Below are 653 nucleotides of genomic sequence, written 5' to 3' on the forward strand. Positions count from 1 at the left end.
ATGAATAATATAAGGAGTCCTGCAACAGCAACTCCACCAAGGAACCAAAGAATAAGCATTATGTTTGATTTTTTAATGATTGAACTTATATTAACCTACATAGTATTTCCAACAGTCATAGAAGATAAAACCTATAGCAATGGCAATACCAGCCAAAACTTTAGCAGCAAAGATTTTCTCTTCACGCTCTTCGCGATCCTGCTTCTCTGCAAACTGCTGAACAAAGTCAGGAAATTCTTCAGTTGATGTGATTTTTCGCAGGTGTACCAGTTGAGTTCTTCTGGTACACCTGTTACTCATTGACTACTATGCGTTGTGGATCTCTACTGTATGAGCCGACTCCCATTCAACTTCCGGATAGTCCCTTCGAGCAATGTTGAGAAGGAAAGACTCTTTCTCTCTTGCGCTGTTACAACCATGCCATCTTGATAATGCAACGATGCAATCATCGTATGTGTGGCCACAAACATCATAGAGCGTTACTTTACATCCGTTTCTATGCCCTTCTGCATAGTAGGTAATTCTTAACATGTCTGCCATAATAAATTAATTTTTTATATAGTTATGCCTACTTCCTTTATTACAGCGTTTCGGCTTCCTCTGTATGTGAAGATATATATCCTTTTATCATTGAACCTTCTGATTCTTCGTCT

General features: G+C 38.4%; 1 protein-coding gene. It reads left to right on the plus strand.

What is annotated here, in order from left to right:
• On the plus strand, nucleotides 1-246 hold a 246-nt coding region (locus I6E40_RS10650; RefSeq protein ID WP_235387246.1), incomplete at its 5' end, for a hypothetical protein.
• Between the last annotated feature and the right edge of the window lie 407 nt (nucleotides 247-653).

Source organism: Prevotellamassilia timonensis, from assembly GCF_021531665.1.
Classification (GTDB): Bacteria; Bacteroidota; Bacteroidia; order Bacteroidales; family Bacteroidaceae; genus Alloprevotella.